This is a genomic window from Streptomyces sp. NPDC030838 (assembly GCF_055572035.1).
This window is the reverse complement of record NZ_JBVIED010000003.1, coordinates 161,783-183,377: the sequence shown is the minus strand read 5'-3', so window position 1 is coordinate 183,377 and position 21,595 is coordinate 161,783. Positions and strand designations below refer to the sequence as shown.

At 71.7% G+C, this 21,595-nt stretch carries 21 protein-coding genes; 11 read left to right on the top strand and 10 right to left on the bottom strand.

Going from position 1 to position 21,595, the window contains the following annotated elements; translation table 11 throughout:
• Positions 1-15: 15 nt before the first annotated feature.
• Entirely contained in the window at positions 16-819 is an 804-nt protein-coding gene (locus ACZ42A_RS11290) for an exodeoxyribonuclease III (protein WP_468526924.1), read from the top strand.
• On the opposite strand, the gene ACZ42A_RS11285 is transcribed toward ACZ42A_RS11290, so the two are convergent.
• Positions 816-1,436, bottom strand: a complete 621-nt coding sequence (locus ACZ42A_RS11285; RefSeq protein WP_468527282.1) for a MerR family transcriptional regulator — start codon at positions 1,434-1,436, stop codon at positions 816-818. The two genes, ACZ42A_RS11290 and ACZ42A_RS11285, sit on opposite strands and share 4 nt — an antisense overlap.
• A gap of 187 nt (positions 1,437-1,623) precedes the next feature.
• Between ACZ42A_RS11285 and ACZ42A_RS11280 the strand changes: the two genes are divergently transcribed.
• The 4 genes from ACZ42A_RS11280 to ACZ42A_RS11265 all read left to right on the top strand — a co-directional run bounded on the left by ACZ42A_RS11280 (position 1,624) and on the right by ACZ42A_RS11265 (position 5,267).
• Positions 1,624-3,186: a flavin-containing monooxygenase gene (locus ACZ42A_RS11280; protein WP_468526923.1), complete on the top strand. Its 1,563-nt coding sequence runs from the start codon at positions 1,624-1,626 to the stop codon at positions 3,184-3,186.
• A complete protein-coding gene (locus ACZ42A_RS11275) occupies positions 3,183-4,100 on the top strand; it encodes an alpha/beta fold hydrolase (protein WP_468526922.1) in 918 nt (305 codons plus the stop codon). The genes ACZ42A_RS11280 and ACZ42A_RS11275 overlap by 4 nt, the downstream gene beginning before the upstream one ends.
• A complete protein-coding gene (locus ACZ42A_RS11270) occupies positions 4,097-4,990 on the top strand; it encodes an SDR family oxidoreductase (RefSeq protein ID WP_468526921.1) in 894 nt (297 codons plus the stop codon). Before ACZ42A_RS11275 ends, ACZ42A_RS11270 begins: the two co-directional genes overlap by 4 nt.
• A 76-nt stretch (positions 4,991-5,066) precedes the next feature.
• Positions 5,067-5,267 (top strand): hypothetical protein, encoded by a 201-nt coding sequence (locus ACZ42A_RS11265; protein ID WP_468526920.1) that lies wholly within the window; start codon positions 5,067-5,069, stop codon positions 5,265-5,267.
• A gap of 58 nt (positions 5,268-5,325) precedes the next feature.
• On the opposite strand, the gene ACZ42A_RS11260 is transcribed toward ACZ42A_RS11265, so the two are convergent.
• Entirely contained in the window at positions 5,326-8,604 is a 3,279-nt protein-coding gene (locus ACZ42A_RS11260; RefSeq protein WP_468526919.1) for a S41 family peptidase, read from the bottom strand.
• A gap of 169 nt (positions 8,605-8,773) precedes the next feature.
• Between ACZ42A_RS11260 and ACZ42A_RS11255 the strand changes: the two genes are divergently transcribed.
• The 4 genes from ACZ42A_RS11255 to ACZ42A_RS11240 all read left to right on the top strand — a co-directional run bounded on the left by ACZ42A_RS11255 (position 8,774) and on the right by ACZ42A_RS11240 (position 13,215).
• Entirely contained in the window at positions 8,774-9,373 is a 600-nt protein-coding gene (locus ACZ42A_RS11255) for a TetR/AcrR family transcriptional regulator (RefSeq protein WP_468526918.1), read from the top strand.
• 94 nt (positions 9,374-9,467) lie between these two features.
• Positions 9,468-11,690 (top strand): MMPL family transporter, encoded by a 2,223-nt coding sequence (locus ACZ42A_RS11250; RefSeq protein ID WP_468526917.1) that lies wholly within the window; start codon positions 9,468-9,470, stop codon positions 11,688-11,690.
• Positions 11,691-11,860: 170 nt separating this feature from the next.
• Positions 11,861-12,373 carry a YbaK/EbsC family protein gene (locus ACZ42A_RS11245; RefSeq protein WP_468526916.1) on the top strand — a complete coding sequence of 171 codons (513 nt, stop codon included), beginning with the start codon at positions 11,861-11,863 and terminating at the stop codon, positions 12,371-12,373.
• Positions 12,370-13,215 carry an EamA family transporter gene (locus tag ACZ42A_RS11240; protein WP_468526915.1) on the top strand — a complete coding sequence of 282 codons (846 nt, stop codon included), beginning with the start codon at positions 12,370-12,372 and terminating at the stop codon, positions 13,213-13,215. Before ACZ42A_RS11245 ends, ACZ42A_RS11240 begins: the two co-directional genes overlap by 4 nt.
• Before the next feature lie 7 nt (positions 13,216-13,222).
• On the opposite strand, the gene ACZ42A_RS11235 is transcribed toward ACZ42A_RS11240, so the two are convergent.
• On the bottom strand, positions 13,223-13,996 hold the full coding sequence (locus ACZ42A_RS11235; protein ID WP_468526914.1) for an alpha/beta fold hydrolase: 774 nt from the start codon (positions 13,994-13,996) through the stop codon (positions 13,223-13,225).
• Between the two features lie 104 nt (positions 13,997-14,100).
• Here ACZ42A_RS11235 and ACZ42A_RS11230 point away from each other — a divergent pair, with 104 nt between their 5' ends.
• On the top strand, positions 14,101-14,373 hold the full coding sequence (locus ACZ42A_RS11230; RefSeq protein ID WP_468526913.1) for a DUF1876 domain-containing protein: 273 nt from the start codon (positions 14,101-14,103) through the stop codon (positions 14,371-14,373).
• Between the two features lie 12 nt (positions 14,374-14,385).
• Here ACZ42A_RS11230 and ACZ42A_RS11225 read toward each other — a convergent pair whose 3' ends face one another.
• The 6 genes from ACZ42A_RS11225 to ACZ42A_RS11200 form a co-directional block, all read right to left on the bottom strand.
• On the bottom strand, positions 14,386-15,555 hold the full coding sequence (locus ACZ42A_RS11225; RefSeq protein ID WP_468526912.1) for a serine hydrolase domain-containing protein: 1,170 nt from the start codon (positions 15,553-15,555) through the stop codon (positions 14,386-14,388).
• A gap of 59 nt (positions 15,556-15,614) precedes the next feature.
• Positions 15,615-16,061: an organic hydroperoxide resistance protein gene (locus ACZ42A_RS11220; RefSeq protein ID WP_468526911.1), complete on the bottom strand. Its 447-nt coding sequence runs from the start codon at positions 16,059-16,061 to the stop codon at positions 15,615-15,617.
• 133 nt (positions 16,062-16,194) lie between these two features.
• Positions 16,195-16,665, bottom strand: a complete 471-nt coding sequence (locus tag ACZ42A_RS11215) for a MarR family winged helix-turn-helix transcriptional regulator (protein WP_468526910.1) — start codon at positions 16,663-16,665, stop codon at positions 16,195-16,197.
• A complete protein-coding gene (locus ACZ42A_RS11210; RefSeq protein WP_468526909.1) occupies positions 16,662-17,429 on the bottom strand; it encodes an energy-coupling factor ABC transporter ATP-binding protein in 768 nt (255 codons plus the stop codon). Before ACZ42A_RS11210 ends, ACZ42A_RS11215 begins: the two co-directional genes overlap by 4 nt.
• Positions 17,417-18,178 carry a cobalt ECF transporter T component CbiQ gene (gene cbiQ / locus ACZ42A_RS11205; protein WP_468526908.1) on the bottom strand — a complete coding sequence of 254 codons (762 nt, stop codon included), beginning with the start codon at positions 18,176-18,178 and terminating at the stop codon, positions 17,417-17,419. The genes ACZ42A_RS11210 and cbiQ overlap by 13 nt, the downstream gene beginning before the upstream one ends.
• A gap of 7 nt (positions 18,179-18,185) precedes the next feature.
• Positions 18,186-19,238: an energy-coupling factor ABC transporter permease gene (locus ACZ42A_RS11200; protein ID WP_468526907.1), complete on the bottom strand. Its 1,053-nt coding sequence runs from the start codon at positions 19,236-19,238 to the stop codon at positions 18,186-18,188.
• Between the two features lie 179 nt (positions 19,239-19,417).
• Between ACZ42A_RS11200 and ACZ42A_RS11195 the strand changes: the two genes are divergently transcribed.
• Positions 19,418-19,780: an SsgA family sporulation/cell division regulator gene (locus tag ACZ42A_RS11195; protein WP_468526906.1), complete on the top strand. Its 363-nt coding sequence runs from the start codon at positions 19,418-19,420 to the stop codon at positions 19,778-19,780.
• A gap of 36 nt (positions 19,781-19,816) precedes the next feature.
• Here the strand turns inward: ACZ42A_RS11195 and ACZ42A_RS11190 are convergent, their stop codons facing one another.
• Positions 19,817-21,496: a penicillin-binding transpeptidase domain-containing protein gene (locus tag ACZ42A_RS11190; protein ID WP_468526905.1), complete on the bottom strand. Its 1,680-nt coding sequence runs from the start codon at positions 21,494-21,496 to the stop codon at positions 19,817-19,819.
• Positions 21,497-21,595 lie beyond the last annotated feature (99 nt).

Here is a 21,595-nt window from a genome sequence, read left to right as displayed (position 1 = left end):
CGGTATCGTGCCGGGGTGCTCACTGTGACCTCCGTAAACGTGAACGGGCTGCGGGCCGCCGCGAAGAAGGGCTTCGTGGAGTGGCTGGCCGGGACCGACGCCGATGTGCTGTGCCTCCAGGAGGTGCGCGCGGAGCCACAGCAGCTGCCCGAGCATGTGCGGACGCCGGAGGGCTGGCATGTGGTGCACGCTCCCGCCGCCGCGAAGGGGCGCGCGGGCGTCTCGCTCTACACCCGGCGTGAACCGGACCGCGTGCGGGTCGGGTTCGGCTCGGCCGAGTTCGACGGAAGCGGGCGCTACGTCGAGGCTGACCTGCCCGGTGTGACCGTCGCCTCCCTCTACCTCCCCTCCGGCGAGGTCGGCACCGAGCGGCAGGACGAGAAGATCCGCTTCATGGGCGAGTTCCTCGCCTACCTCAAGGAGCTGCGCGAGCGCGCCGCCGCCGACGGCCGCGAGGTGCTGGTCTGCGGCGACTGGAACATCGCCCACCAGCAGGCCGACCTGAAGAACTGGCGCGGCAACACCAAGAACTCCGGCTTCCTGCCGGAGGAACGCGAGTGGCTGACCCAGGTCCTCGCGCCGGCGGCCGGCGGCTACGTCGATGTCGTACGGGCGCTGCATCCGGGTGTGGAGGGGCCGTACTCGTGGTGGTCCTACCGGGGGCGGGCGTTCGACAACGACACGGGATGGAGGATCGACTACCACGTCTCCACGCCCGGTCTCGCGGCGAAGGCGGTCAAGGGGTACGTGGAGCGGGCGGCCACGCATGCCGAGCGCTGGTCGGACCACGCGCCGGTCACCGTGGTGTACGACCTCTAGTCCTGCTTGCGCAGCCGCCTGTCGAGGGCCAGGGACAGTTCCGCCTCCACCACGCTGCGGGCCAGGGGGCGGAGGCGGTGGAGGTGGTCCTCGGGGGCGTGGCGGAGGATCAGGTCGGCGAAGAGGTCGGCGAGGGCGTCGGCGTGTTCGCGGACGCGTTTCGCGGCGGCCAGGACCTCGGCCAGCGGGATGCCCTCGCGGACCAGGGTCGAGGAGACGTCCAGCAGGCGGCGGCTGATGTGGACGATCTCGTCGCCGTCGGTGCCGAGGTAGCCGAGTTCCATGGCGGCGGCGAGGTTCTCGGGGGTGGCCTGGCCGGCGAAGTGGTCGGCGAGTTCCTCGGGGGTGAGGCGGACCGGGGTCTCCTCGGTCGGGGCGCCCAGGCCGAGCAGGTCGCCGACGTCGCGGCCGTGGTCGAAGGCCTCGGCCAGTTCGGCGATGCCGCTCAGGGTGTGGCCGCGTTCCAGTAGGGCGGCGATGGTGCGCAGCCGGGCCAGGTGGTGGTCGTCGTACCAGGCGATACGGCCCTCGCGGCGGGGTGGCGGGATCAGCTTGCGTTCGCGGTAGAAGCGCAGGGTGCGCACGGTGATGCCGGCCAGGCGGGCCAGTTCCTCCATGCGGTATTCGCGCTTCTCCGGCTGCGGTTCTGCCTTGTCTGCCTTGTCTGCCACGTCCGCACCCTAAGTCGTACCGGCGGTAACTTTCCTCGCGCCGACCCCTACCGGTGAGTACGGCTCTCCTCTACTCTCCCCATTGCGCCAGTGTTCACTGGCATGGTCACGAGCGATGCGTGGAGGCTACGGGATGGCCGAGCACGAGCACGAGCATGAGCACGTACGGGTGGCGGTTGTCGGGTCCGGGTTCGGCGGGCTCGGGGCCGCCGTGCGGTTGCGGCGGGAAGGCGTCACGGACTTCGTCGTGCTGGAACGCGCCGACAGCGTCGGCGGGACCTGGCGGGACAACAGTTATCCGGGGTGTGCGTGTGATGTGCCGTCCCATCTGTACTCGTTCTCCTTCGCGCCCAACCCCGACTGGCCGCGCACCTTCTCCGGGCAGGAGCACATCCGCGCCTATCTGGAGCGGGTCGCCGACGTCTACGGGCTGCGGCCGCACCTCCGCTTCAACGCCGAGGTGAAGCTGATGACCTGGGACACCGAGAAGCTGCGCTGGGAGATCGAGACCAGCTCCGGGCGGCTCTCGGCGGACATCGTCGTCTCCGCCACCGGGCCGCTGTCCGACCCGAAGATCCCCGAGATCCCGGGGCTGGACTCCTTCCCCGGCAAGGTCTTCCACTCCGCGCGCTGGGACCACGAGTACGACCTGCGGGGGAAGCGGGTCGCCATGGTGGGGACCGGGGCCTCCGCCATCCAGATCGTGCCCGCCATCCAGCCGCGGGTCGGCAGGCTCACCCTCTTCCAGCGCACGCCCCCGTGGGTGATGCCCCGGATGGACCGCGCGATCAGCGGCGTCGAGCGCTGGCTGCACCGGCAGTTGCCGTTCACCACCCAGGCCCGGCGCGGACTGCTCTGGGGCATCCGGGAGTTGCAGGTCCAGGCCTTCACCAAGCACCCCGACGAGCTGGGCCTCGTCGAGCAGCTGGCCAAGCGGAACATGGCCCGCGCCATCAAGGACCCGGCGCTGCGGGCCAAGCTCACGCCCGACTACCGCATCGGCTGCAAGCGGATCCTGCTGTCCAGCGAGTACTACCCGGCGATCGCCCAGCCGAATGTCGACGTGGTCGCCAGCGGGCTGAGCGAGGTGCGCGGGTCGACGCTCGTGGCCGCCGACGGCAGTGAGGCCGAGGTCGACGCGATCATCTTCGGCACCGGCTTCCATGTCACCGACATGCCGATCGCCGAGCGGGTCGTGGGAGCCGAGGGCCAGACGCTCGCCGAGGTCTGGAAGGGCGGCATGGAGGCCCTGCGCGGCGCCTCCGCGGCCGGGTTCCCCAACTGGATGACGATCATCGGGCCCAACACCGGCCTCGGGAACTCCTCGATGATCCTGATGATCGAGTCCCAGCTGAACTACATGGCCGACTTCGTACGGCAGCTCGACGTGCTCGGGGGGCGCGCCGCGCTCGACGCGCGCCCCAGCGCCGTGCACGCCTGGAACCGGCGGGTGCAGGAGCGGATGAAGCGCACGGTGTGGAACACCGGCGGCTGCACCAGCTGGTACCTGGACGCCAACGGCCGCAACACGACGATCTGGCCCGGGACGACGTCGGAGTTCCGGCGGGCGACGCGGCGGGTGGATCTCATGGAGTACGAGGTGCTGCGGCCGCCCGCCAGGAAGGGCCCCCAGGAGTCCAGGGCCGCCAAGGGCGGGAAGCGCGCCGCCAAGGCCACCACCGAGGCCGCCATATGAGCCGCCTCCTGCACGTCCTCTCCGGCCCCTACGCCCCGCCCGCCCCCGCCCGAGAGCTGACCGTCGTCTCCGCCGACGGCGCGCGACTGCACGTCGAGGTGCACGGACCCGAGAACGCGCCCCCCGTCGTCCTCATCCACGGCTGGGCCTGCTCGACCGCCTTCTGGGCGGCGCAGATCCGCGCCCTGGCCGTCGACCACCGGGTCATCGCCTACGACCAGCGCGGCCACGGGCGCAGCCCCGCGAGCCGGACGTGCACTACCGACACCCTCGCCGACGACCTGGAAGCCGTCCTCGCCGCCACCCTCGCGCCCGGCGAGAAGGCGGTGCTCGCCGGCCACTCCATGGGCGGTATGACGGTGATGGCGGCGGCCGCCCGCCCACGGGTGCGGGAGCACGCGGCGGCCGTACTGCTGTGCAGCACGGGCAGTTCGCGGCTCGTGGCGTCCGCCACCGTCGTACCGCTGCGCCCCGGCCGGATGCGTACGTGGCTGACGCGGCGCATTCTCGGCTCGCGCGCTCCCCTCGGGCCGGTCACGCCCCTCGCGCGACGTGTCCTCAAGTACGGGACCATGGGCGCCGGTTCCGCCCCGCACATGGTGGAGGCGTGCGCACGAGTGGTGCATGCCTGTCCGCGCGCTGTGCGCTACACCTGGGCGCGCGTCCTCGAAGTGCTCGACCTCGACCACGGCGTACGGGAGTTGAGCGCGCCCACGGCGGTCGTCGTCGGCTCGCACGACCGGCTCACACCGCCTGTGCACGCGCGGGCGCTCGTCGCCGCGCTGCCGCAGCCGGCCGGTCTCACCGAGCTGCCCGGGCTCGGCCACATGACACCGGTGGAGGCCCCCGAGCTGATCACCGGGAAGATACGGGAACTCGTCACGACGTACGCGAAGGTGAGGGAGGGCGCATGAGCAGGGTGGGCCTCGAAGGGCAGGTCGCGGTCGTCACGGGTGCCGCGCGCGGCGTCGGCGAGCTGCTGGCGCGCAAGCTGTCGGCGCGCGGGGTGAAGGTCGCGCTGGTCGGGCTGGAGCCGGACGCGCTCAAGGACGTCTCCGCGCGGCTGCACAGCGACAGCGACCACTGGTACGCCGACGTCACCGACCACGAGGCGATGGCCCGGGTGGCGCGGGAGGTCAAGGAGCGGTTCGGGAAGGTCGACATCGTGGTCGCCAACGCCGGTGTGGCGACCGGCGGACCGTTCGCCGACTCCGATCCGGAGGCCTGGCGGCGGGTCATCGAAGTCAACCTGATCGGTTCCGCGGTGACCGCGCGGGCGTTCCTGCCGGTGCTCATGGAGAGCCGCGGCTATCTGCTCCAGATCGCCTCCCTCGCCGCCATCACGCCGGCGCCGATGATGACGGCGTACTGCGCGTCCAAGTCGGGTGTGGAGGCGTACGCGCACAGCCTGCGCGCGGAGGTCGGCTACCAGGGCGTGAAGGTCGGCGTCGGCTATCTGTCCTGGACCGACACCGACATGGTGCGCGGGGCCGATCAGGACGATGTCATGCGGGAGTTGAGGCAGCGGCTGCCGTGGCCGTCCAACAAGACGTATCCGCTCGGTCCGGCGGTGGACCGGATCGTGGCCGGGATCGAGCGGCGGTCCGCCCATGTCTACGGGCAGTGGTGGCTGCGCGGGATGCAGGGCGTGCGCGGGTATCTGCCGGCGCTGATCGGGACGGTCGGGCAGCGGGAGATGCGGCGGTTCGCGGACCGGCTGGAGGGGATGCGCACCGGGCTGGTGGGCGCGGGCGGGGCGGCGGACGAGGAGGCCCGCGCGGTGCACGCTACACAGGGTGACTGATCGACATGCAGAGCGTGTCAGCCCGTGTGAATCTGAGGGAGCCCCATCCCCCACGAGTCACAAGGAGTGACATCACATGGGTATGAAGGACAAGTTCCAGGACGCGAGCGAGCAGTGGCAGCAGCAGGCCCGCGAGAAGATGGACCAGGCCAAGGAGCAGGTCCAGAACCGCCGTGGCGAGCAGCGCGGCCAGCGCGGCCAGCAGCGTCCTGAGGACGAGACGACGACGCGCGAGCGCGAGCAGGAAGACCGCTTCAACGAGGACTACGACCGGTAGTCGCGCTCGGCTTCGGTTGACGCGGGGTGCCCTCTCTCACTCGGGGCACCCCGCGTTCTCATGACCGCGGCGGCAGCTTCGGCCGCGACCGGTCCGGCACGTTGCTGTAGTCCGGAGGGGTGGCCGGAGGAGTGGAGTCGAGGAGGTTGAGGGCCAGGTGGACGGCGTCGTGGAGTTGGGTGTTGCGGCCCTCCGCCCAGTCCAGGGGGGTGCGGAGGACCTCAAGGTCGGGGGTGACGCCCTTGTTCTCGACGGACCAGCCGTAGGCGTCGAACCAGGCCGCGTTCATCGGTACGGTGATCACGGTGCCGTCGCCGAGGCGGTGGCGGCCGGTCATGCCGACGACTCCGCCCCAGGTGCGCTGGCCGACCACCGGGCCGAGCTTGAGGAGTTTGAAGGCGGCGGTGATCATGTCGCCGTCCGAGGAGGTCGCCTCGTCGGCCAGCGCCACCACCGGCCCGCGTGGGGCGTTGGAGGTGTACGACACCGGCTGAGCGTCGCGGGTGAGGTCCCAGCCCAGGATGGTGCGGGTCAGTTTCTCGATGACGAGTTCGCTGATGTGGCCGCCCGCGTTGCCGCGCACGTCGACGATGAGGGCGGGGCGGGAGACCTCCATGCGCAGGTCGCGGTTGAACTGGGCCCAGCCGGAGCCGCCCATGTCGGGGATGTGCAGATAGCCGCACTTTCCGCCGCTCAACTCCCGTACGACCGCGCGTCGTTTGGCCACCCAGTCCTGGTAGCGCAGCGGCCGTTCGTCGATGAGCGGGACGATGGCGATGCGGCGGGAGCGGCCCTCGCCCTCGGCGGGGGTGAACGTCAGCTCCACGGTCGTACCGCCCGCGCCCGCGAGCAGCGGGTAGGGACCCGCGACGGGGTCGACGGGGCGGCCGTCGACATGGGTGAGGATCGCGCCCTCGCGGATGCCCGAACCGGCCAGCGGGGAGCGGGCCTTGGAGTCGGAGGAGTCCCCGGGGAGGATGCGCTTGACCATCCAGCCGCCGTCGCGGCGCACGAAGTTGGCGCCGAGCAGGCCCTGCCAGCGCTGGTAGTGGGCGGGGCCCTCGTTGCGGCGGGCGGCGGTGACGTAGGCGTGGGAGGTGCCGAGCTCGCCGAGGACCTCGCGCAGCAGGTCGGCGAACTCGTCGGGTGAGGCGACCCGGTCGACCAGCGGGCGGTACTGCTCGAGTACGGCGTCCCAGTCGATACCGCACATGCCGGGTTCCCAGAAGTAGGCGCGGATCAGACGGCCGGCCTCGTCGTAGGACTGGCGCCACTCGGCGGCCGGGTCGACCTGGTGCAGGATGCGGCGCAGGTCGATCCAGGTGGTGCTGTCGCTGTCGCCGGGCTCGGTGGACGGGACCGCGCGCAGGTCGCCCTCGTCGACGACGACGAGGCGGGTGCCGTCGCCGCTGACGGTGAACCAGTCCAGGTGGCCGACGAGTTCGGACCGTTTGGCCTTGGTGATGTTGAAGTACTCCAGGGTGGGACGGCCGGTGGTGTCGTCCGGGTTGACGAAGGTCTCGCCGAGCGCGCCGGAGATCGGCCAGCGCAGCCACACCAGTCCGCCGCCCGCGACCGGGAACAGCGCCGAGTACTTGGAGGCGGCGACCGGGAAGGGGGTGACCCTGCTCTCCAGGCCCTCCACCTCGACGGTGACGGCGCCGCCCTCGCCGCCCTCCTCGTCGCCGATCTGGCCGAGGCCGCCGGCGGCGGGGCGGCCGTCGGGGTCGAGGGCGAACGGCGAGGGGGTCGCGGAGGAGAGCGGGACCAGGTAGGGGCGGCAGCCGAGCGGGAAGGACAGGTCGCCGGTGTGGACGTCGTAGACCGGGTCGAAGCCGCGCCAGGAGAGGAAGGCGAGATAGCGGCCGTCGCTGGTGAAGACCGGGTTCTCGTCCTCGAAGCGGCCGTTGGTGACGTCGACGACGAGCGGGCCCCCTTCTCCGGTGCCTCCGGGGCCGGAGAGTCGTGCCATCTTGATCTGCCGCAGCGTGCGGCCGATGCCCGGGTGCGACCAGGTCAGCCAGGAGCCGTCCGGGGAGAAGGCGAGGTCGCGGACCGGGCCGTTGATCGACCGGATCAGCTCGGTGACCTCGCCGTCCGATGCCTCCGCCTCCTCGGTCGCGTCGATCAGCAGCAGCCGTCCGTCGTGCGAGGCGATGGCGAGGCGTTCGCCCTGCGGATCGCAGACCAGTTCGAGGACCCGGCCGAGCCGGCCGGAGGCGAGCCGCCGGGGCTCGCGGGCGCCCGTCGTGCGGGGCAGCGAGGCGATCTCGATCGCGTCCTCGCCCTCCGCGTCCGTCACATACGCCACCTGGCCGCTGGAGCCCAGCATCTCCGGCAGCCGGACCCGGACGCCGGGGGTGTCGGTGAGGGTGCGGGCGGGGCCGTCGCGGTGGGTGAGCCAGTACAGGCTGCCGCGGACCACGACGGCACTGGCCCGGCCCGTCTCGTCGACGGAGAGGGCGTCGATGTGCTGGGCGGCCGGGACCTGGTACCGGCGGCGGCCGGTGCGCGGCCCGTTCAGCCGGACGTCGAGCCGGCGCGGGACGGCGTCGGGGGCGAGGTCGTCGACGAGCCACAGGTCGCCGGCGCACTGGTAGACCACCCGGGTGCCGTCGCTGGCGGCGTGCCGGGCGTAGAAGGTGTCGTGGTCGGTGTGGCGGCGCAGGTCGGAGCCGTCGTAGGCGCAGGAGTAGAGGTTGCCGACGCCCTCGTGGTCGGAGAGGAAGGCGATCCGGCCGCCGACGAACATCGGCGCGTCCAGATGGCCCTCCAGGTCGGCGAGCAGCCGCTGTCCGTGCAGCCAGAGGCGGCCCATGGCACCGCCCCGGTAGCGCTTCCAGGCGGCGGGTTCGTGCGGCGGGGTGCCGGTGAGCAGCAGGGTCTTGTGCCCGTCGGGCAGATCGGCGACCTGGATGTCGGAGACCGGGCCCCAGGGCAGCTTGCGGCCGGGGTCGCCGTCCGGGGCGACCTTGTACGCCCAGGTGAAGTACGAGAAGGGCTCGCCGTGGGAGGCGACGGCGAGGATGTCGCCGGTGCCGTCCCCTTCGGGCGGTGTCCAGCCGCAGACCCGGGTGTCGGGGCTGCCCCAGTAGGTGAGCTGCCGGGACTGGCCGCCGTCCACCGGGATCAGATGGATCTCCGGGACGAGGCTGCGCCAGCTCGTGTACGCGATCTGGCGGCCGTCGGGGGAGAAACGCGGATGGCCGATCTTGGTGCGGTCGGCGGTGAGCCGCCAGGCCCGGCCGGGATCGTCGAGCGGAGCGAGCCAGAGGTCGTCCTCGGCCACGAAGCACAGCAGGTCACCGTGGAGATGGGGGAGGCGCAGATAGGTCACCTCTTCATGCTTTGCCGGGTGCCTGGCCCGGGCAACTTATGCGGCTTTGACAGACGTGACTCAGCACACGTACGAAACGGTTTCGTTTCGCTAGCGCGCGGGCGTACATTGGTCCTGTACGAAACCGTGTCGTTCGGACCCGGATCGGAACCCGGAAGAGGTGAGGACCATGGCCGAGGCCGCCACCGCGCGTCGCAGTCGGCTCACGCCCGAGCGCGAGGCGGAGCTGTACGAGGCCGTGCTCGGCCTCCTCCGGGAGGTCGGCTACGACGCCCTGACCATGGACGCCGTCGCCGCCCGCACCCACTCCAGCAAGGCCACCCTCTACCGCCAGTGGGGCGGCAAGGCCGAGCTGGTGGCGAGGGCGATGCGGCACATGAAGCCGGGCAGCATCGCCGACTTCGACACCGGGTCGCTCCGCGGTGACCTCGTCGCCCTCGTGACCCGCGAGGACGACTGCGCCATGGAACAGAACACCGCGCTGATCCGGGGTCTGGCCATGGCGGTCCACACGAACCCCGACCTGCTGCGGGCGTTCAAGGAACTGCTCATCGAACCGGAGCTGGAGGAGTTCCGGCGCGTGCTGCAGCGCGCGGTCGACCGGGGCGAGGTCCGCGAGGACAACCCGGCGCTGGCATTCGTGCTGCACATGCTGCTGGGCGCGTTCGTCACCCGGGCGATGATCGACGAACTGCCGCCGACGCAGGCCTACCTCCTCTCGTACATCGACGCCGTGGTCCTCCCCGCCCTCGGCGTCCCCACCACCTGAGCAACCTCCTCAGACCACCTGACGCGACCGCTCACGTCGTCGGGCTGATGACCCCTGCCCTGACCACCCCACGACTGACCGGGAGTACGCCCTCGTGGCCACGTTCCTCTACAAACTCGGCCGGCTCTCGTTCCGGCGAAGGCACTTCGTCGCCCTGATATGGGTGGCGCTGCTGACGCTCGCGGGCGTCGGCGCGGCCAGCGCCCCCACTCCGGGCTCCACCTCCTTCTCGATCCCCGGCACCGAGGCCCAGAAGGCCTTCGACCTGCTGGAGGAGCGCTTCCCCGGCATGAGCGCCGACGGCGCCACCGCGCGCGTCGTCTTCAAGGCGCCCGCCGGCGAGAAGATGACCGACGCCGACAACAAGGCGACCGTCGAGAAGACCGTGCGGGAGCTGGCCGACGGCTCCGAGGTCGCCTCCGTCGCCGACCCCTACCAGGCGAAGGCCGTCAGTCAGGACGGCACGATCGCCTACGCGCAGGTCAAGTACAAGGTCTCCGGCATGGAGCTGGAGGACGCCACCAAGGACGCCCTGGAGGACGCCGCCGAGGGCGCGCGCGACGCCGGGCTGACCGTCGAGGTCGGCGGTGACGCCCTCCAGGCCACGCCGCATACCGGTACCGCCGAGATCATCGGCATCGCGGTCGCCGCGGTCGTCCTCGTCATCACCTTCGGATCGCTGCTCGCCGCCGGACTGCCGCTGCTCACCGCCATCGTCGGCGTCGGCATCGGCGTGTCGACGATCACCGCGCTGGCCGCCACACTCGACCTGGGCTCCACCACCTCCACGCTCGCCTCGATGATCGGCCTGGCGGTCGGCATCGACTACGCCCTGTTCATCGTCTCCCGCTACCGCGGGGAACTCGCCGAGGGCCGCGACCGCGAGGAGGCGGCGGGCCGGGCCGTCGGCACCGCCGGTTCGGCGGTGGTCTTCGCCGGCCTCACCGTCGTGATCGCCCTGGTCGGCCTGTCGGTCGTCAACATCCCGATGCTGACGAAGATGGGCATCGCCGCGGCGGGCACGGTCGCGATCGCCGTTCTGATCGCGCTGACGATGATCCCCGCGCTGCTCGGCTACGCCGGCCGCAAGGTCCGCCCGGCGGGCGAGAAGAGCAAGCTGCTCGGCGGCGGCCGTACGCCCAAGAACCCGGGGCGCCCGAACATGGGCACCCGCTGGGCCAGCTTCGTCGTCCGCCGTCCGGTGGCCGTGCTGCTGCTCGGCATCCTGGGCCTCGGCGCCGCCGCGGTCCCGGCGACCTCGCTGGAACTGGGCCTGCCCGACGACGGCTCCCAGCCGACGTCGACCACCCAGCGCCGCGCCTACGACCTGCTGTCCGAGGGCTTCGGGCCGGGCTTCAACGGGCCGCTGATGGTCGTCGTCGACGGCAAGGACAGCGAGAACCCGCAGGCCGTCTTCAAGAAGGTCTCCGACGAGGTCAGGGGCCTGGACAACGTGGTGACGGTGACCCCGCCGGCGCCCAACAAGGCCGGCGACACCGCGACGATCACCGTGATCCCGGACGCCAAGCCGTCCTCGGCCACCACCGAGGACCTGGTGCACGCCATCCGCGACTCGGGTGCCGAGGTGGCCGCCGACAACGACGGCCAGGTGCTGGTCACCGGTTCGACGGCGATGAACATCGACGTCTCGCAGAAGCTGAACGACGCCCTGCTGCCGTACCTGGCGCTCGTGGTGGGCCTGGCCTTCCTGCTGCTGATCGTGGTCTTCCGCTCGATCCTCGTCCCGCTGAAGGCGGCCCTCGGCTTCCTGCTCAGCGTGATGGCGGCGCTCGGCGCGGTGGTCGCGGTCTTCCAGTGGGGCTGGCTGTCCGGCCTGATGGGCGTCGAGGAGACCGGCCCGGTCATGTCGATGATGCCGATCTTCATGGTCGGCGTGGTCTTCGGTCTGGCCATGGACTACGAGGTGTTCCTCGTGACCCGGATGCGGGAGGCCTACGTCCACGGCGAGAAGCCCAGCCAGGCGGTGGTGACCGGGTTCAAGCACGGCGCCCGGGTCGTCACGGCCGCGGCGGTGATCATGATGGCGGTCTTCGCGGGCTTCATCGGCTCCAGCGAGTCCATGGTCAAGATGATCGGCTTCGGCCTGGCGGTCGCGGTTCTGTTCGACGCGTTCATCGTCCGCATGGCGATCGTCCCGGCGGTGCTCGCCCTGCTCGGCAAGAAGGCCTGGTGGCTGCCGAAGTGGCTGGACCGCGCGCTGCCGAACGTCGACGTCGAGGGCGAGGGCCTGCGCGCCGAGTCCGACGGCGCCGGCCGCAAGGACCCGGACGAGGACCGCGAACTGGTCCGCGCCTGACGACACCTGCATGAGACCAGCCGGTGAGGGCTCCGTGGGGACGGGGCGCCCTCACCGGCTTCCTCACGTACGGGTCCGAAGGCATGTACGGGTCCGAGGGGGCATGTACGGGTCCGAGGAGCGGGAAACCCCGTCGCGTGCCGTCTACACCCACCGCTAGGTTGCCCTCCATGACGAGCGCAGCCACCGACACCGAGGGCCACGGAGCCCACCCCCGATTCGCCGAGGCCCTGCGGGAGATGGGACTCGCGGACGTTCTGGGGAAGGTCCGCCGGTTCCCGGACGCGACCCGCACCGCCGCCGAGGCCGCCGCAGCGATCGGCTGCGAGCTGAGCCAGATCTGCAAGTCGCTGATCTTCGCCGCCGACGGCGTCCCGGTGCTGGTGCTGATGGACGGCGCCTCGCGGGTCGACGTCGAGCTGGTGCGGCAGGCGCTGGGCGCGGGCGAGGTCACCCGGGCCAAGGCCGGTGTCGTACGGGAGACCACGGGGTACGCCATCGGGGGCGTGCCGCCGTTCGGGCACCGGACGCGGACCCGGGTGCTCGCCGACCGGGGTCTGCTGGAGCACGACGTGGTGTGGGCCGCGGCCGGTGACCCGCACGCCGTCTTCCCGATGGAGCCCAAGACGCTGGTCGCGCACGCCGGCGGCACCCTGGTGGACGTCCGCGAGCCGGACGCGTGACCCCGCTGGTCACCGCGGCCGTGCTGGCGGCCGCGGTCACCCACGCCGGGTGGAACGCCATCGCGCACCGCATCACCGACAAGCTGGTCGGGTTCATCCTCATATCCGGCGGGGGCGCCCTGATCGGGCTGGCCCTGGTGCCGTTCACGGCGGTGCCGGCGGCCGCCGCCTGGCCGTACCTGCTCGGCTCCGCCGCCATCCACATCGCGTACTACGCCCTGCTCATGCGGTCCTTCCGGCTCGGCGACTTCGGGCAGGCCTACCCCATCGCGCGCGGCAGCGCTCCCCTCGTCGTCACCGTGCTCGCCGCCGTCTTCGCGCACGAGGTGCCGGACGGCTGGGCCGCCGCGGGCATCGCGTTGTCCTGCGCCGGGCTGACCGGTGTCGCGCTGTGGGGGCTGCGCGGGCGGCGCCCGGACTGGGCCGCGATCGGCGCCGCGCTGGCGACCGGCCTGACGATCGCCGTGTACACGCTGGTCGACGGGCTCGGCGTACGGGCCTCGGGCTCGTCGCTCGGGTACATCGCCTGGCTGATGCTGGTCCAGGGCACGATCATCCCGGCGTACGCCCTCTACCGCCGGCGCGGCGCGCTCCTCGCCACCGTGCGCCCCTTCGCCGCCCTCGGACTGGTCGGCGCGGTGATGTCGGTCGCCGCGTACGCGCTGGTGCTGTGGGCGCAGACCCGGGCGGAGCTGGCGCCCATCGCCGCCCTGCGGGAGTCGTCGATCATCGTGGGCGCGGCGATCGGGGCCGTGTTCTTCAAGGAGCGGTTCGGTGTGCCGCGGATCGCGGCGGCCGGGCTGCTGGTCGTGGGCATCGGCCTGATGCTGCACGCGGGGTGAGGCAGGGCTAGGGCGTCTTCGGCGCCCGGCGGATCGGGGCCACCGTCGGCACCGGCTCCCGGGTGAGGAAGTCCAGGACGATCGCGTTGACCAGGTGTGGCTTCTCGCGGGTGAGGAAGTGCGAGGTGCCGGGGACGACGGCCAGCTCGGCGTTCGGGAGGGCGTCGTACAGGTCCACCGCGTGCCGCATGGTCACCAGGTCGTCGTCGGAGAACATCACCAGCGAGCGGGCGGTGATCGCGGACAGCTCGGATGCGGGGAGATACGGCTCCTTCGCGGCCATCTCGCCGATCTTCGCCGCGACCACCCGGAAGTGGTCGGCGCCGTCCGGGGACACCTCGCCGTAGGACAGGCCCAGGAACTCCTCGATCGCGTCCACGTCCCACTCCGCGTCCGGCGCCGCCTCGCCCTCCTTGCTGAACCCGCCGCTGATCATCACCAGCCGCTTCACCAGCTCGGGCCGCCGCATGGCCACCAGCATCGCCACGATCGCCCCGTCGCTGTGCCCGACCAGGTCGGCCGGCTCGCCGACCACCGCCTCCAGGAAGGCGACCGTGTCGTCCGCCATCAGCCGGTACGTGATGGGGCCCGGTACGTCCGGAGTGTGGCCGTGGCCCCGGCGCTCCGGGGTGTAGACGTGGAAGTGCTCGGCGAGCGGCCCGAGGTTCGGCTCGAAGAACCGGGCGTCCACCAGACCGCCGTGCAGCAGCACCAGCGGCTCGCCGGCGCCGTGCTCGGCGTACCAGGTGTCGACCTCGCCGAGGCGTACGTACGTTCCCATGATCCATCCCCTGTCTTCCGTCCGGAATATCCCCGAATGGATGCATCCGTACGCCATCAGGCGCACCCTGGAAGCAGGTTCTTCCGGAGGTGATCGTTATGACGATGCACAGCGCAGTGGGATGGCACGTCGAGCTGGAGTTCAAGGAGGACGACCGGCACACCGAGGCCGCCGCGCTGGTGCGCCTGCCCGACGGCAGCGAGGTGCGCTCGCACGGCCACGCCAGCAGGCACCACACCGACGCGAATCAGCCCAGGGTGGGCGAGGAGATCGCCGGTGCCCGGGCGCTGAACGAGCTGGCGATGCAGCTGCTCACCAAGGCGCACGAGGAGATCGACTCGGCGTCGGGGCGGATCTCCCACCCCATCCACGTCTGAGCCGCGTCCGCGTCACAGCCTGGTGAGGGCGGTGCGGACCGCCCTCACCAGGGTCTGCGCCCGGGGGTCCGCCGTCACGGTCTTGCGGAAGCCGTTGGTCACATAGCCGAAGGCGATCCCCGAGGCCGGGTCGGCGAAGCCCAGCGCTCCGCCGCGGCCCGGGTGGCCGAAGGAGTCGGGGGACAGCAGCGGGGACGCGCTGCCGTGCAGCATGTAGCCGAGACCGAAGCGGGTGCCCACCACCAGGACGCGGTCGGGGCCCGCCGACTCCTCGGCGCGGGCGAGGGCGGCCGTCTCCGGCGTGAACAGCCGTACGCCGTCGACCTCGCCGATCAGGGACGCGTAGAAGCGGGCCAGGCCGTCGGCCGTGGCTATGCCGTTGGTCGCCGGGAGGGCCGCCGCGCGGTAGGCGGGGTCGTTCTGGTCGGGGAAGGGAGTGATCGCGGCGAAGGCGCGGCGGGTGAGGGAGGCCGGGTCGTCGTAGGCCTCGGTGACCGAGCGCTTCGGACGGACCCGCAGGCCCCCGGTGGGCTCGGGGCCGTCGACCCGCCCCACCCGGCCGGTCCGTCCCGCCGCCTCCTCCGACGCGGGCAGCCCCAGCCACAGGTCGAGCCCCAGCGGTCCGGCGATCCGCGAGGCGAGCCACTCGCCCGCCCACTGCCCCGTCACCCGCCGGACCAGCTCGTCCAGCATCCAGCCGTACGTCAGCGCGTGGTAGCCGTGGTCGGTGCCCGGCTCCCAGGCGAGGGTCTGCGCGGCCACCGCCGCCGGGCCCCGGTGCGGGTCGAGGGCCTCCTGCGGGGTGAGCGGGTGGTCCAGGACCGGCAGTCCGGCCCGGTGGTTCAGCACATGCCGGACCAGCACCCATTCCTTGCCGCGCGCCTTGAACTCCGGCCAGTAGTCGCCGACCGGCGCGTCCAGGTCCAGCTCGCCGCGCTGGTGCAGCAGCAGCGGTACGGCGGCGGCGACGCCCTTCGTCGCCGAGCGCACCACCTGGGCCGTGCCCCGCTCCCAGGGCGCGGTGCCGTCGACGTCCTTGGTCCCGCCCCACAGATCGACGACCTTGCGTCCGTCCCGGTAGACGGCCACGGCGGCGCCCCGCTCGCCGAGCGTCGCGAAGTTCTGTACGAACGCTTCCCTGACCGGCTCGAAGCCCTCGGCCACTGTGCCGTGCACGTCCACGTCCGTACTCCTCGTCGTGCTGTCCTGCGGTAGGGGGCGCCGTGTGCGGGGCGCCCCTCTCACCCAAGCAGAATCGTCACGTCGATGTTCCCGCGGGTGGCGTTCGAATACGGGCAGACCTCGTGGGCCGCGTCCACCAGCTTCGACGCGATGTCCGGGTCGAGGACGGGCAGCGAGACGCTGAGGGCGACCGCGAGGCCGTAGCCGCGGTGCCGGTTGGGGCCGATGCCGACCTTCGCGGCGACCGTCGAACCGGTGAGGTCGTAGCCCTCGCGGTTGCCGACCAGGATCAGCGCGTTGTGGAAGCAGGAGCTGTAGCCGGCCGCGAACAGCTGCTCCGGGTTGGTGCCGTTGCCGTCGCCGCCCAGCTCCGGAGGCATCGCGACCCTCAGCTCGATCTGGCCGTCCTGGCTGGTGACATAGCCGTCCCGGCCGCCGTGCGCGGTGGCTTCGGCGACGTACATGATCTTCGTCGGGCGGGTGTCGACGGCGACGCCTTCGGACACGGCGGGACCTCCCCCAGGACAGACACGACGGCAGGCGGCACGGAAGCGTGCAGGTGCATCGTGCACAAGGTACCGGCGAGTAGGGACGCGGTGTGCGGTCAGGGGGTGGCAACCGTGGGTAACAGCGGGCTGGTCAGCGGGTGCGCGCCGCCGCCTCCTCCGCGCGGTGGGCCAGCTGCCGGAGTTCCTCGCGCAGTCGCGCGACGTCCGCCGTGTCGAGTCCCGTCGCCGTGAGCAGGGTGACGGGCACGTGCGCCGCACGCTCCCGGAGTTCCTCCGCCCGTCCCGTGCACGCGACCAGCACCGAGCGCTCGTCGTGCGCGGCGCGCTCCCGGCGCACGAAACCGGCGCTCTCCAGCCGCTTGAGCAACGGCGACACCGTGCCGTAGTCCAGCCGCAGCGCGCCCGCCAGCTCCTTCACCGTGGTCTCGCCGCGCTCCCAGAGGACCAGGAGCACGAGGTACTGCGGGTAGGTGAGGCCCAGCTCGTCGAGGAGCGGACGGTACGCGGCGGTCACCGCGCGCTGGGCGGCGTAGAGCGCGAAGCACAGCTGCTCGTCGAGCAGCAGTGACGCGCCCTCCTGTGCGGGCTCCTCGTTCGTCACGCGCCCATTGTCACGGACCGCGGGTCGAAGCCGAAGGGCAGCTCCAGGCGGTGGGCGCGCATCAGCTCGTCGTCGGAGAGCAGCTCGCCGGTCGGGCCGTCCGCGGCGATCGTGCCCTCGCTCAGGATCAGGGAGCGCGGGCACAGCTCCAGGGCGTACGGCAGGTCGTGGGTGACCATCAGCACGGTCACGTCCAACGAGCGCAGGATGTCGGCGAGTTCGCGCCGGGAGGCCGGGTCGAGGTTGGAGGAGGGCTCGTCCAGGACGAGGATCTCCGGCTCCATCGCCAGCACGGTCGCCACCGCCACCCGGCGCCGCTGGCCGAAGGAGAGATGGTGCGGGGGCCGGTCCTTGAAGTCCTCCATGCCGACCTGCTTCAGGGCACGGTCGACGCGCTCCTCCAGTTCGGGCCCCTTGATCCCGGCCGCCGCCGGTCCGAACGCCACGTCCTCGCGCACGGTCGGCATGAAGAGCTGATCGTCCGGGTCCTGGAAGACGATGCCGACCTTGCGCCGGATCTCCGCCATGTTCTTCCGGTCCACGGGCAGCCCGGCCACCCGCACGCTCCCCACCCCGCCGGTCAGGATGCCGTTGAGATGCAGCACGAGGGTCGTCTTGCCGGCGCCGTTCGGCCCGAGCAGCGCGACCCGCTCACCGCGCGCGATCGTGAAGTCCACGCCGAACAGGGCCTGGTGCCCGTCGGGGTAGGCGAAGGCGAGGCCGGAGACCTCGAGGGAAGCGGAAGCGGTGCTCACAGGGTCCATCCCAACACGCAGACGACGAGGGCGGTGAACGGGAGCGCGAGGGCGTACGACCACTGCGCCCGGGACGCGGTCACCTCGTCGATGACCGGCATCGCACCGGCGTACCCGCGGCTCACCATGGCCAGATGCACCCGCTCCCCGCGCTCGTAGGAGCGGATGAACAGCGCGCCCGCCGACTTGGCGAGCACGCCCCAGTGCCGGACACCCCGGGCCTCGAAGCCGCGCGACTCGCGCGCGATCCGCATCCGCCGCATCTCGTCCGTGACGACATCGCCGTAGCGGATCATGAAGGAGGCGATCTGCACCAGCAGCGGCGGCAGCTTCAGCCGCTGGAGCCCCAGCAGCAGCTCGCGCAGCTCGGTGGTGGCGGCCAGCAGGACGGAGGCGGCGACGCCGAGGGTGCCCTTGGCGAGCACGTTCCACGCGCCCCACAGGCCGTTGACGCTGAGCGAGAGGCCCAGCACGTCGACCCGCTCGCCCTCCGCCACGAACGGCATGAGCACCGCGAACGCGACGAACGGCACCTCGATCAGCAGCCGCTTGAGCAGGAAACCGGCGGGCACGCGCGCGTGGTACGCCACGACGGCGAGCAGCACCGCGTACAGCCCGAACGCCCACATCGCCTCCCGCGGGGTGGAGACCACGACCACGACGAAGGCGAAGACGGCGGCGAGCTTGGTGTGCGGCGGCAGGGCGTGCACCGGCGAGTCGCCCCGCCGGTACAGCCGGTGCGCGTGCCCAGCACCCATGACGACGTCAGACGTTCTCGACGGTGGTGGAGGACGGCGAGGTCTCGGCGCTGCGGCGGCGGCGCACCGCCCAGAAGACGCCGGTGCCCGCGACGACGGTCACACCCACGCCGATGACGCCCGCCAGCCCCCCGGACAGGCGGGCGTCATCGACATCCTTGACGCCGTAGTCGGCGAGCGGGGAGTCGGCGATCGCGTGCTCCTCGGCCTTCTTGTCGATGCCGTGGTCGGCGGCGACCTTCTCCAGGCCGTCGGGGTCGGCGGAGGCGTAGAAGCTGACGAACCCGGCGAGCACCAGGGAGGCGGCGAGCCCGGCGAGCCACACCTTGCGGTGCGAGGCGCGGGCCGGGACGGCGGCCTCGGGGGCCGGCGCGTCCACGAGTTCGCCGCCCACCCGCAGCTTGAGCGGATTGCGCAGGTCACGCGCGCCGTACACGAGGTCGGGTCGTACGGCGACCACGGCGCCGACGGTGAGCGCGGTGATCGCGGCCTCGCCGATGCCGATCAGGATGTGCACGCCGACCATGGCGCCGGCGACCTTGCCGATGGCGACGTCGGTGGTGCCGCCGATCCAGTACAGGAACGTGAAGGCGAGGGCCGCGGCGGGCACGGAGAGCAGCGAGGCGACGAACGAGGCGGCGGTGACGGAGCGGCGGGTGCGCGGCAGCACCTTCACCAGGCCGCGGAAGACGGCGTAGGCGACGATCACCGTGACCACCGCCATGTCGGTGATGTTCACGCCGAGCGCGGTCAGACCACCGTCCGCGAAGAGGATGCCCTGCATGAGCAGGACGACGGATATGCACAGCACGCCGGTGTAGGGCCCGACGAGTATCGCGGCGAGCGCTCCGCCGAGGAGGTGGCCGCTGGTGCCCGCGGCGACCGGGAAGTTCAGCATCTGGACGGCGAAGACGAACGCCGCGACGAGACCGGCCAGCGGCGCGGTGCGCTCGTCGAGTTCGCGGCGCGCGCCGCGCAGGCTCACGGCGACGGCGCCGGCGGCGACGACTCCGGTGGCCACCGAGGTGGGGGCGTTGATGAATCCGTCAGGTACATGCACCGTTCGATGATAGTGGCTTAATGCGAACGGCTTGCAAGAGCGAGACGGTTTCTATCCGGCTCTATCCGGCCGCGAAGTTCCACGGCCCTCGCGAGGCATGAACCGGAGAATATGGGACATTGGAGTGGAAGCGGATTCATAGCTTTCACATAGGTCACGCTGGGTAAAGGGGCCGTCGGATGTCTGTAGTCGAGCAGTACGCGCGAGCCCATATCGTCACCGACACCGATGTCCAGGTGGACGACGAGCGAGGAGCGGTTCCGGTCATCCTTCGGTACGACCCCGACAGCGACCCGCGCTCGGTCCGCATAGGGCTCCCCGGCACCCAGGAGTGGACCTTCGACCGCTCCCTCCTCGAACAGGGGCTACGCGCACCGGCCGAATCCGGGAGCGTACGGGTGTGGCCGTGCGGGCGGGTGCAGGCCGTGGTGGAGTTCCACGACCCGCACGGGGCCCACCAGGTCGTGCAGTTCGACATGAAGGCGCTGATGCGTTTCCTGCGCCGCACGTATCTGGCGACGCCGGTGGGCACCGCCCACTGACCGATCCGGGGCAGTCCCCGAACCGGTTCCGTGGGGTCAGTCCCCGAGCTTCAGCAGCGCCGCCACGATCGGCCCCGCCGTCTCACCACCGTGCCCGGCCGCCTGGACGACACCCGCGGCCGCGAGGTCGTTCCGGTACGCCGTGAACCAGCCGTTCGGCTTCTTCTGGCCGTCGACCTCGGCCGAGCCGGTCTTCGCTCCGGCGTCACCGCTCACCCCGGCCATCGCCTCCGCCGCCGTCCCGTACGCCGCCGTGTAGGACATCAGGTCCCGCAGCTGCGCCAGCGTCGACGCGGACATCGTGCGCGAGGCCGTGGCCAGCGTCCGCCCGTCGACCGACGGGGCGACCAGATATGGCTGGCGGAACACGCCCGACTTCACCGTGGCCGACACCGACGCCATGTTCAGCGGGTTCATCCGCACCCCGCCCTGGCCGATCAGGGAGGCCCCCATCTGCGCCTGCGACTGGACCGGCACCGAGCCGTCGAAGGTGGGCACACCGACCGCCCAGTTGTTCAGCGACAGGCCGAACACCTGCTGGGCCTGCTTGGTCAGGTCGTCGTCCGCCAGCTCCGGGGCCTGGCTGATGAAGGCCGTGTTGCAGGACCGCGCGAAGCTCGCCTTGAACGTGCCGCCCTTGATCTCGAACTTGTCGTCGTTCTGGAACTTCCAGCCGCCGTACGTGAAGTACTTCGGGCACGGATGCGCCTTGTCGGCCGAGGCCAGCCCCTTCTCGATGAGCAGCGAGGAGGTGATGACCTTCATGGTGGAACCGGGGGCCAGCGAGCCCTGGAAGGCGGTGTTGAAGGTGGGCGAGGAGTTCGCCACCGCCAGGATCTCGCCGGTGGAGGGCCTGAGGACGACGACCGAGGCGCGGGACTTGGCGGCGACCTGCTTCTCCGCGGCGGCCTGCATCGCCGGGCTGAGCGTCGTCTTCACCGTGCCCGGCGTGCCCTCGCTCAGCTCCAGCAGCGTCGTGTCGGACAGCTTCTTCGCCTCGGACGCCTTGCCGCGGACCACCCGCAGCTCGACGCCCGCCGTGCCGCCCGCCTTCTTGCCGTACTTCTCGCGCAGCCCGTCCAGGACCGGCTCCAGCGAGGGGTACTTCTCGGCGGTCAGCTCGCCGCCGTCCCGGTCGAGGGCCTTCACCGGCGGGGTACCGGCCTCGCCGGTGACGAGCGTGTCGCCCTCGCGCAGCTCGGGGTGGACCACCGCCGGCGCCCAGTCGACCAGCGGCTCTCCGTCCGAGGCGCGGCGCACGACGGTCAGCGCGCTGTCGTACGCCAGCGGCTTGCTGACGCCCTTGTAGGTGACCGTGCCCTTCACGGTGAACGGCACCCTGTCGCCGGTGCGCGGGCCGGGGGTGAGGGTGACGTTCCCGATGTGGGCGGTCTTGCCGTAGCCGGTGAGCAGGGCGGTGGCCGCCGCGGTGTCGTCCGTGGCGGCGGCGGCCTGCGGGACCTGGCCCCGCTGCCAGGCGGTGAGGAAGCGCTGGGCCGTTCCGGTGACCTCGGCGGCGGACAGGGGCCCGGTCTTGACGGACTTGGTCCGCGGCTCGCCGGCGGCGGTGTTCGCCGTACCGTCCTCGGCCGCGGCACCGCCGCCCAGCAGCGCGTACGCGCCGAATCCGGCGCCGCCGACGACCGCGGCGATCAGCCCGCCGATGACCGCGGGTCTCGTCTTCCGTCGCTCGGCGACGTGCCTTCTGTTGCCCACTGCTTTCCCGATCCTCCGCGGCATTCCCGGACACTCCGGAGCGCCGGTGCTTCTCGTGGCCCCTACGGCCCCACAGCCTTCACCGTCTGCAACGACCGC

Bases quoted from the DNA above. Each gene is read 5' to 3' on its own strand.
- ACZ42A_RS11285 (WP_468527282.1), bottom strand. From the start codon at position 1,436: ATGGAGGAACTGGCCCGCCTGGCCGGCATCACCGTGCGCACCCTGCGC.
- ACZ42A_RS11280 (WP_468526923.1), top strand. From the start codon at position 1,624: ATGGCCGAGCACGAGCACGAGCATGAGCACGTACGGGTGGCGGTTGTC.
- ACZ42A_RS11275 (WP_468526922.1), top strand. From the start codon at position 3,183: ATGAGCCGCCTCCTGCACGTCCTCTCCGGCCCCTACGCCCCGCCCGCC.
- ACZ42A_RS11270 (WP_468526921.1), top strand. From the start codon at position 4,097: ATGAGCAGGGTGGGCCTCGAAGGGCAGGTCGCGGTCGTCACGGGTGCC.
- ACZ42A_RS11265 (WP_468526920.1), top strand. From the start codon at position 5,067: ATGGGTATGAAGGACAAGTTCCAGGACGCGAGCGAGCAGTGGCAGCAG.
- ACZ42A_RS11255 (WP_468526918.1), top strand. From the start codon at position 8,774: ATGGCCGAGGCCGCCACCGCGCGTCGCAGTCGGCTCACGCCCGAGCGC.
- ACZ42A_RS11245 (WP_468526916.1), top strand. From the start codon at position 11,861: ATGACGAGCGCAGCCACCGACACCGAGGGCCACGGAGCCCACCCCCGA.
- ACZ42A_RS11235 (WP_468526914.1), bottom strand. From the start codon at position 13,996: ATGGGAACGTACGTACGCCTCGGCGAGGTCGACACCTGGTACGCCGAG.
- ACZ42A_RS11230 (WP_468526913.1), top strand. From the start codon at position 14,101: ATGCACAGCGCAGTGGGATGGCACGTCGAGCTGGAGTTCAAGGAGGAC.
- ACZ42A_RS11210 (WP_468526909.1), bottom strand. From the start codon at position 17,429: ATGGACCCTGTGAGCACCGCTTCCGCTTCCCTCGAGGTCTCCGGCCTC.
- cbiQ (WP_468526908.1), bottom strand. From the start codon at position 18,178: ATGGGTGCTGGGCACGCGCACCGGCTGTACCGGCGGGGCGACTCGCCG.
- ACZ42A_RS11195 (WP_468526906.1), top strand. From the start codon at position 19,418: ATGTCTGTAGTCGAGCAGTACGCGCGAGCCCATATCGTCACCGACACC.